The following is an 8,974-nucleotide window of genomic DNA, read 5'->3' as shown; positions in this document are numbered from 1 at the left end:
CTCTCAGCCCGCCGCCAGCGCCCGCCCGATCAGGATCTTCTGCACCTCGCTCGTGCCCTCGTAGATCTGCGTCACCCGCACATCGCGGTAGATGCGCTCGACCGGGAAGTCACTGAGGTAGCCATAGCCGCCGTGGATCTGGATGGCCTCGGAGCAGACCTTCTCGGCCATCTCGCTGGCGAACAGCTTGGCCATGGCCGCCTCCTTCAGGCAGGGTCGGCCGGCATCCTTCAGGCTGGCGGCATGCCAGATCAACTGGCGCGCCGCCTCGATCTGCGTGGCCATGTCAGCCAGCTTGAACTGCACCGCCTGGTGGTTGAAGATGGGCTGGCCAAAGGTGACCCGGTCCTTGCTGTAGCGCAGTGCCGCCTCAAAGGCCGCGCGCGCCATGCCGACCGATTGCGAGGCGATGCCGATGCGCCCGCCCTCCAGGCCCGACAGGGCGATCTTCAGGCCCTGGCCTTCATCGCCCAGGCGGTTGGCAGCCGGCACGCGGCAGTTCTCGAACAGGATCTGGGCCGTGTCGCTGCTGTGCTGGCCCATCTTCTCCTCGATGCGCGCGACCTGGTAGCCGGGTGTATTGGTCGGGACGACGAAAGCGCTGATGCCCTTCTTGCCAGCGGCCTTGTCGGTCACCGCCATGACGATGGCGACATCGCCGTGCTTGCCGCTGGTGATGAACTGCTTGACGCCGTTGAGCACATAGTCATCGCCATCGCGGACGGCCGTCGTGCGCAGGCCGCCAGCTTCCGAGCCGACATGAGGCTCGGTCAGGCAGAAGGCGCCCAGCATGTCGCCGCGCGCCAGGGGTTTGAGGAAGCGCTCCTTCTGCTCGTCGTTGGCAAAGCCCATCAGGATGGAGCAGACCGGGCAGTTGTTGACGCTGACCACGGTACTGGTGCCGCCGTCACCCGCGCCGATCTCTTCGAGGATGACGGCCAGCGCCAGATAGTCCAGGCCCGCGCCGTCCCATTCGGTCGGCACGGCAACCCCATAGCAGCCCAGGGCCGCCAGGCCCTTCAACTGCTCGGCGGGGAAATGGTGGCTCTTGTCCCAGGCCGCGGCATGGGGGGCGATCTCGGCCTGCACGAAGGCGCGGATGGCGTCTTGCACGGCGAGGTGGTCTTCGGTAAGAAGCATGGTGCTCAACCTGTTGGATTGGATGAGCCATTGTCGAGGCTGCGTCAGCCGGAGCGCAGCGGGAAGCGCAAGGGCGCCGCATGCGCCGCCTCGACTTCGCCCCGCCAGGTGCGGACGGTCAGCGCGTCGCCTTCAAGGCTCAGGCGCTCGCGAACGCCGGTGTCCAGCGTCTGGCGCTGCCACCAGCCCGGGCGCTCCGCGACGGGCAGCGCGTTCAGCTGCTGGCTGAGGTCGAGCGCGGCCTGGGACAGCACCAGGTCGGCCTGGCGCAAGGCATAGCTTTCGAAGGCAGGTCGGCCGACCTCCACCAACACGTGGCCGACCGTGTTGCGCCAGCGCAGGAAGCGCCACCAGGAGGCGTCGGGCTCCGGCTTGCTGCGCACCTGCCGCGCCAACGCGGGGCCCTGCAGCTGACCGAAGGACCGCATGTCGGCCAACCAGTAGGCGCTCATGGCCTGTATCGTCAGCTGCGGCAGATAGCCCAGGCTGTGCCGGCTGGCCCAGGCCTGCGGCGGATTGGGTTCCATGTCGAACATCTGGTCGCCATGCGCGCTCAGGTCGGCAACCGTCTCGCGCTGGAAATGCGACTCCGCTGCCMTCCACAGGCGCGGCTGCAGCAGGCGTGCCGGCAGCGGGGCTCGCCAAGCAGCCGGCAGCACCGCGCCTGCCGGCTGGCGCGCCGCCCACTGCACCAACAACTGCTGGTGCCGCATGGCCGTGGCCCAACCGACAGCCTGGCCGAGCAAGGTCTGGGAGCCGGAGGCGAAGAGGCGCAGCAGCGCATCCGCCCTTGCCCAGGACGGCTCCGCGCGCTGTGCATCCGGCGCGAGCACGGCTTCGATCTGCAACCAGCGCATGCAATGGGTCACGCCTCCGAACTGCGGCAGCGCCAGGGCTTCGAAGGACGCGCTGCCGGGTGGGCGGGGCCGACGCACCGGTGCCGGCTCCTGGAAGCTGGGCCTGGCTGCCAGCGCCTTGCAACGTTCGCCGAACAGGCTGGCATTGGCCATCTGCGCCTTCAGCCCCGCCGCGGCGGTACGCCAGCGGGCCACGCAATCCTCCTTGGCGGCGTTGCAGTTCCAGTCCTCCCCCGATGGCAGCGCCAGCAGCCCGGCTTCGCCGCTGACCTCACCACGCCAGCTGCGCTGCCCCCAGGCATTCGGCGCCTCGCCCTGCGGCGCGCGCAGCCCCTGGGCGTCGAAGAAGGCGTTGTCCTGCGGCGCCAGCGTCACCGCCTGCGGCAGCAGCTCCGGGGGTACCGGCTGAGGGTCGGCATCCGCCCAGCGACCATTGCAGGCCAGCCAGGCAATGCCCAGCAGCAGCAGCAACGCCATCGGACCGAGCACGATCCACAGCAACACCTTGAACCCACGGCGCATCGACAAGCTCCCATGAAGACGGCGCAGCTTAGGCAGCAGCGGTCGCGGTAGCAGTAAAGGACCGAAGGGAATATTCCCTCGGTCGCCCTCCGGCGGTTTTCGGAGCGGCGTTCACCCTGTTTGCCCGCTGCCGCCGTAGAAGCAGAGGCCCTGTGTTCGCCAGCTTCACGCTGACGAACACGGTGCACTCGCCGACGATGCCGGTTTGGGCAAGGTGTTGTCGGTGCCGCCTGGCTTGCCCGTCCCGGACACCTTCTTATGCCCTCTGCCATGACGCTTCGCTCGCTGCTCACCCTGCTGACCCTGGTGGCCTCGGCCGCTTTCGCGCTCAGCCCTCCGCCACCGCCGCCCAAGCCCCTGCCCCCGGTAGCGCCGCCCATGCCGCGCTTCATCGCGCCCGAGGCCGGCGAGCCGCTGACGCTGCAGCGCGTGCAGGTGCAGGCCACGCTGGCCGGCACCCAGGCGCAGACGCGCATCGAGCTCGTCGTGCACAACCCCAACCCGCGCCAGCTGGAAGCCACGCTGGAATTCCCGCTCGATGCCGGCCAGAGCGTCGTCGGCTTTGCGCTGGACATCCGCGGCGAGATGGTCAGCGCCGTGCCCGTGCCCAAGGACAAGGGCCGCCAGGTGTTCGACGACATCTCGCGCCGTCGCGTCGACCCGGCCCTGCTCGAGCGCACCGCCGGCAACAACTTCAAGCTGCGCATCTATCCGGTGCCGCCCAACGGCGAGCGGCGCGTCATGCTGCAACTGGCCGAGACGCTGCAGCCCGACCCGCAGGGGCGCATGCAGTACCGCCTGCCCTTGAACTTCGGCCAGCCGATGGGCCAGTTCGAGGGTCGCTTCGACCTGCGTGGCGGCAAGCCGCAGGTGAGCGGCGCATTGGCCGGCGTCGAGACTTTCTCCCGTGGCGACGAGACGTCGCTGCGGCTGCAGCGCCGCAACTGGCAGCCGCGCGAGGCGCTGGCTCTGAGCTGGACCGGCAGCGGCGGCGACAGCGTCATCGTGCAGGAACATCTTGGCCAGGTCTATGCCTACGCGGAGATCGCCGCCGCCGAGGGCACGCGTGGCGCCACCCGCCTGCCTCGCGAACTCAACCTCGTCTGGGATGCCTCCGGCTCCGGCGCTGAGCGCGACCATGCGCGCGAGTTCGCCCTGCTCGATGCCCTCTTCTCCGCCGCCCGCGACGTGCGCGTGCACCTGACCGTGGCACGCGATGCCGCCGAGCCGGTGCGTGTTTTCGACGTGCGCGGTGGCGACTGGCAGCCCCTGCGCCGCACCCTGCAGCAGTTGCCGTACGACGGCGCCAGCAGCCCGGCCGCCTGGTATGCCGGCCTGGCCGCCGCGCCCCCCGGCAGCGGCACGATGAGCCTGCTGTTCAGCGACGGCCTGGCCACCTGGCCCGACCTCGGCGGCCTGCCACCCGCCGGCCCCGTGTTCACGGTGAATGCCGCCAGCCGGGCCGACCTGCCACGACTGCGCCGCCTCGCCGAGGCCGGCGGTGCACGCCTGCTGGACCTGACCCGGATGGGCACCGCGTCCGCCTTCACCGCGCTGACAAGGCCCGGCCTGCAGGTACTGGACGTGAAAGGCGACGGCGTCGAGGGCATCGAGGACGTCGTCATCGAATCCCTGCACCCCGAGAACGGCCGCCTCGCCATCGCGACTCGCCTGACAGTGGTCACCGGCCGCCTCCTCGTCACCCTCATCGATGGCCAGGGGCGGCGCAGCCAGCGCCGCATCGAGCTGAAGGCGCCGACCGAGAGCCCTCCGTCCGACGAGGCCACGCTGCCGCTGGCAGCGCGGCGCTGGGCCGAGCTGCGCATCGCCGAGCTGTCGGCCGAGCAGCAACGCAACCGCGCCCAGATCCGGCGTCTGGGCGAGCAGTTCCGCCTGCTCAGCGCCGAGACCTCGCTGATCGTGCTCGACGAGCTGGCCGACTATGTGCGCTACGAGATCGCGCCCCCCACGGCCACCCTGCGCGCGGCCTACCGGCAGAGCCTGGCCCAGCGCGGCGCCACGCGCCAGGCCGACCGCGAAAGGCATATCGACAGCCTCGTGCAGCGCTTCAAGCAGCGCCAGGCCTGGTGGGCCCAGGAGTTCCCGCGGGGGCCCGTCGAGACGCCGCCCATCGCCGTGGCCGAGACCCGGCCGGCAGCGCCTGCGCCGGTCCGCCCATCGATCGCGCAGCCAGCGGCCCCCATCGCCCTGCGAGAGCCGCCGCCAGCACCCGCCGCAGCGCCGGCACCGCCGCCTCTCGCGCAGATGTTGGCTCCCTCAGCTGCGCCCGCGCTCGAATCCGTGTCCGTGGCGGGATTGCGCCGCGCCCGCGAAGAGGACGCCGGCACCACGGCCGCCCCGGCCAGCATCGCGCTGAGAGCCTGGGAGCCCAATGCCGCCTACGCACGCCGCCTGCGCGAGGCCAGCGACGCCGAGCGCTATGCCATCTACCTCGACGAGCGGCCCGGCTATCTGTCCAGCACCGCCTTCTTCATCGACGCGGCCGAGATCTTCTTCGCCAAGGGCCAGCAGGCACTGGCCGTGCGCGTGCTGTCCAACCTCGCCGAGATGGAGCTGGAGAACCGCCACATCCTGCGCATCCTGGCCTACCGGCTGCAGCAGGCCGGCCAGACCCCCCTGGCCGTGCCGCTGCTGGAGCGCGTGCGCGAACTGGCACCGGACGAGCCGCAGTCCTCGCGCGACCTCGCCCTGGCCCTCGCCGCCACCCAGCCCCAGCGCGCGCTGGACCTGTTGTGGGACGTGGCCAGCCGGCCCTGGGACGGGCGTTTTGCCGACATCGACCTGATTGCGCTGACCGAGCTCAATGCCCTGGCCGCCCGGACGCCCAAGCCGGACCTGTCGCGTGTCGACGCGCGCCTGCGCCAAAACCTGCCGCTGGACCTGCGCGCTGTGCTGACCTGGGACGCCGACAACACCGACATCGACCTCTGGGTGACCGACCCCGACGGCGAGAAGGCCTACTACGCCCACCGCCTGACCCGCCAGGGCGGCGCGATGTCGCGCGACTTCACTGGCGGCTACGGCCCCGAGGAGTTCTCGCTGCGCCGCGCCAAGCCGGGCCGCTACGAGGTGCGCGTCCAGTTCTATGGCCACAGCCAGCAGCTGGTGTCGCCCTACACGACGCTGATGCTGTGGCTGGCCACCGGCTTCGGCACCGGCGCGCAGAAGGACGAACGCGTCGTGCTTCGCCTGTCGGGCCGGGGTGACCAGGTGCTGGTGGGCAGCTTCGAGGTGGAGGGACGGGCTGGTGGCGCAGCGAAGTAACGACCGGTTTGCTCTGACCACTCGGCGCATGACACCCCTGCCGAGGCAGAACAGAAGGCAACGTCCTACGTCCTGAGGTTCCCGCGCCGGCAGCGTCTGGGCATACTCGGACACGGTGAGTCACGCTTCCGCCTCCACCCCAGCCGCCGTGCTGCCGCACGGTGCGCGCCGCGTGGCCTGGCTGCTGATCGGCATGGCGGCGTTGCTCGCGGTGCTGGGGCTGTATGCCATCACGGCGCTGTCGGCCGCACGGGCCTACGTCGCTGGCGAAAGCCAATGGTCACGTGCGCAGAAGAGCGCGACGCTGGCCCTGGTGCTCTATCTGCAATCCGGCGACGAGGCGCAGTACGAAGCGTTCGAGCGCGAGATCGCCGTGCCCCTGAACGCCAGGCGTGCACGCGAGGCCATGGACGGAGGTGGCGCCCATGACGAAGAGGCCCGCCAGGGCTTCATCGAATCGCGCAACCATGCCGACGACACGTCCGGCCTGATCCGGCTCTACCGCTGCTGCCGCGGCCTGCCCTATATGGCCGAGTCGGTCGCCATCTGGCGCGAGGCCGACGAGCTGATCACCGAGATGACCGCGCTGGCCCACCAGGCCCGCGAACTGCCTCCCGAGGCCCGTGCCGCGCTGCAGCCCCGCGTGCTGGCGCTGGATGCGCGGCTGACACCGATGGAGCAGCGCTTCTCGGCCAGCCTCGGGCTGGCGTCGCGCATCACGGCGGCGGCACTGATCGGCATGCTGATGGTCTGCGCCCTGCTGTTCGGCCTGACCGCCGCTGGCCTCGTGATGCGGCGCGCCCGCGAGGACCAGGGCACCCACCAGGCCGTGCAGCGCAGCGAGGCGCTGTTCCGCTCGCTGTGGGAGACCAGCATCGACGGCGCCGTCATCATCGATGCCGGCAGCAGCATCCGTTTCGCCAATCCCGCCATCCACGCGCTGCTCGGCCATGAACCGGGCAGCCTCAACGGCCAGCCGCTGGCGACCTTGCAGCCCGAGGCCCTGCGGGCGCAGCACGTCGCTGGCCTGGCCCGCCACATGGCGACCGGAGAAAAACGCCTGGACTGGCGCGGCGTTGAGACGCTGGCCCGACATGCCGATGGCCGGGATCTGCCGGTGGAGATCCGTTTCGCGCGCTTCGAGCTCGACGGCGAGACGCTGTTCGTCGGCTTCGTGCACGACATCTCGGAACGCAAGGCCGCCGAGCGGGTGGCCGCCGAGCACCTGAGGCTGCAGGAGGCTGACCGGCTCAAGTCCGAGTTCCTGGCGCGCATGAGTCATGAGCTGCGCACGCCACTGAATGCCATCCTCGGCTTCACCGACCTGATCCACGGTGGCCGCAGCGGCCCGGTCAACGCCGAGCAGAAACGCCAGCTCGGTTTCGTCGCCAGCTCCGGCCGCCACCTGCTGGCCCTCATCAACGACCTGCTGGAGTTGTCGCGCATCGAGGCCGGGCGCATGGACCTCCACATCGAACCGATCGACATCGCCGAGATCGCCGCCGATGTGGCGGRCCAGTTGCGCCCGCTGGCCGAACCCCGGGGCCTGGTGTTGAAGCTGGCCATGGCCCCGTCGCTGCCCTGGCGTGGGGACCGCCGCAAGCTGACCCAGGTGCTGATCAACCTGGTGGGCAATGCCATCAAGTTCTCCGAGCAAGGTGACATCGAGATCCAGGCCTGGCAAGACGGCGAGCGCCTGGTCCTGAGCGTCAGGGATCACGGCCCCGGCATCCCCGAGGCGCATCGAGCCCTGCTCTTCCAGCCCTTCCGCCAGCTCGAAGGCGGCGTCGCCCATGCCCAGGAGGGCACGGGGCTGGGCCTCTATCTGAGCGCCCAGCTGCTGGCCGGCATGCAGGGTCGCATCCGCCACGAGCCTGCCGAAGGTGGGGGCTCGCGCTTCATCATCGAGATGGACGCGCTATGAGGCCCCTCGCCCGGTCTCGCCCTGCTGAACGCAGGCGCGCCCGATCGGTCCCCCAAGGGGACGGCGATGCTAGCCGGTTCGACCGGCAAGCACATCGCCAGCGCGGGCCGGCTTGGGAGCGGCCCGGCACTCGGCCCGCAAGGCTCCGGCGGCACATGGGGAGCGCCTGACATGGCCAACACGCCGCGAGTGCTGCTGGTCGAGGACAACGCGGCCAACGCCTATCTCGCGCGCTACGTGCTGGAGGCCGCCGGCTTCGAGGTCGACTGGGCGGCCAATGGTCAGCTTGGCCTGGAAGCTGCCGCCGCGCGCCGGCCCGACATCATCCTGATGGACCTGCGCATGCCGGTTCTCGACGGCTACGAGGCCACGCGCCGACTGAAGGCCGATCCGTCGCTGCGCGACGTGCCCGTGCTGGCGATGAGCGCCCAGGCCATGCCCGAGGAGCGCGCCCGAGCGCTGGCGGCCGGCTGCGCCGCCCATATCGGCAAACCCATCGATGTGACCACGCTCGCGGACGAAATCAGGCCCTGGCTGCCTTGACGAGCAGCGTGCCACGCCCGACTACGCAAGGGTGGGCGTTGCGCACGGTCGCCCGCCCATCGACGAGGGCCAGCCAGCCACCGAGCGTCGCATTCCATTCCACGCTGGCCACGCGCCAGTGCAGCAGCAGCTCTTGCTCGGCGAACACCGGCGCCTTGAAGGCGAAATTGAAGTTCAGGCACAGCAGCTCGCGATCCGCGCCGTCATCGCCGCGCGAGAAGTGGCTGGCGACGAGGCCGATCATCTGCGCCGTCGTCTGCTGGCCGCTGGCGATGATCTCGCCGTGCCGTGCCCGCTGGGCCGCCTGCACATCGTGGTGCAGGGGGTTGGAGTCGCCGGTCAGGCGGGCAAAAGCGGCGATGTCCTCACGCGTGAAGCGGATGTGACGTTCGCAGGTTTCCCCGGCACGGATCAGGCTGGTCGTTTCGGCTTCTGCGAGGGTTGTGTCMATGGGTCGAGACCTTAGCGCAATCCGCCGGGCCGCCGCGCCGCCAATAAAGGGGACTCACCAGTCCAATCGTTGCCCGTCGTAATTGAAGAAACTGCCCGTATCCGCCGGTTTCACGCTGGCCAGCACGGTACGCATGCCGGCGATGCTGGTCGACGCGTCGATGTCGGCGCCCGAGCCGCCCATGTCGGTGCGCACCCAGCCGGGGTGGAAGCTGATGACGGTGGCCTTGCCTGCCAGGGTCAGCGCGGCATC

General features: G+C 70.2%; 6 protein-coding genes and 1 pseudogene. 3 read left to right on the top strand and 4 right to left on the bottom strand.

Translation table 11 applies throughout. The features are described 5' to 3' along the window. Positions 1–3: 3 nt before the first annotated feature. Both ACXJKR_RS16630 and ACXJKR_RS16625 read right to left on the bottom strand, forming a co-directional pair. Positions 4–1,140 (bottom strand): acyl-CoA dehydrogenase family protein, encoded by a 1,137-nt coding sequence (locus tag ACXJKR_RS16630; RefSeq protein ID WP_457323760.1) that lies wholly within the window; start codon positions 1,138–1,140, stop codon positions 4–6. Between the two features lie 44 nt (positions 1,141–1,184). Beyond that, positions 1,185–2,519, bottom strand: a complete 1,335-nt coding sequence (locus ACXJKR_RS16625; RefSeq protein ID WP_457323759.1) for a hypothetical protein — start codon at positions 2,517–2,519, stop codon at positions 1,185–1,187. A 270-nt stretch (positions 2,520–2,789) separates the two neighbouring features. Between ACXJKR_RS16625 and ACXJKR_RS16620 the strand changes: the two genes are divergently transcribed. The 3 genes from ACXJKR_RS16620 (at position 2,790) to ACXJKR_RS16610 (ending at position 8,271) form a co-directional block, all read left to right on the top strand. Next, positions 2,790–5,804, top strand: a complete 3,015-nt coding sequence (locus ACXJKR_RS16620; protein ID WP_457323758.1) for a VIT domain-containing protein — start codon at positions 2,790–2,792, stop codon at positions 5,802–5,804. A 115-nt stretch (positions 5,805–5,919) separates the two neighbouring features. Then, positions 5,920–7,728, top strand: a complete 1,809-nt coding sequence (locus tag ACXJKR_RS16615; protein WP_457323757.1) for a PAS domain-containing sensor histidine kinase — start codon at positions 5,920–5,922, stop codon at positions 7,726–7,728. Positions 7,729–7,899: 171 nt separating this feature from the next. Further along, the gene (locus ACXJKR_RS16610) at positions 7,900–8,271 is read left to right on the top strand and encodes a response regulator (protein WP_457323756.1); all 372 of its coding nucleotides are present in this window, start codon (positions 7,900–7,902) and stop codon (positions 8,269–8,271) included. Here the strand turns inward: ACXJKR_RS16610 and ACXJKR_RS16605 are convergent. Further along, a complete protein-coding gene (locus ACXJKR_RS16605; RefSeq protein ID WP_457323761.1) occupies positions 8,252–8,653 on the bottom strand; it encodes a MaoC family dehydratase in 402 nt (133 codons plus the stop codon). The two genes, ACXJKR_RS16610 and ACXJKR_RS16605, sit on opposite strands and share 20 nt — an antisense overlap. 123 nt (positions 8,654–8,776) lie before the next feature. Then, a pseudogene (locus ACXJKR_RS16600) lies at positions 8,777–8,974 on the bottom strand (SDR family oxidoreductase); the annotation flags it as partial.

This window comes from Roseateles sp. P5_E11 (genome assembly GCF_054049355.1).
The sequence above is the reverse complement of the archived record's forward strand: the minus strand, read 5'-3'. Positions and strand labels throughout refer to the sequence as shown.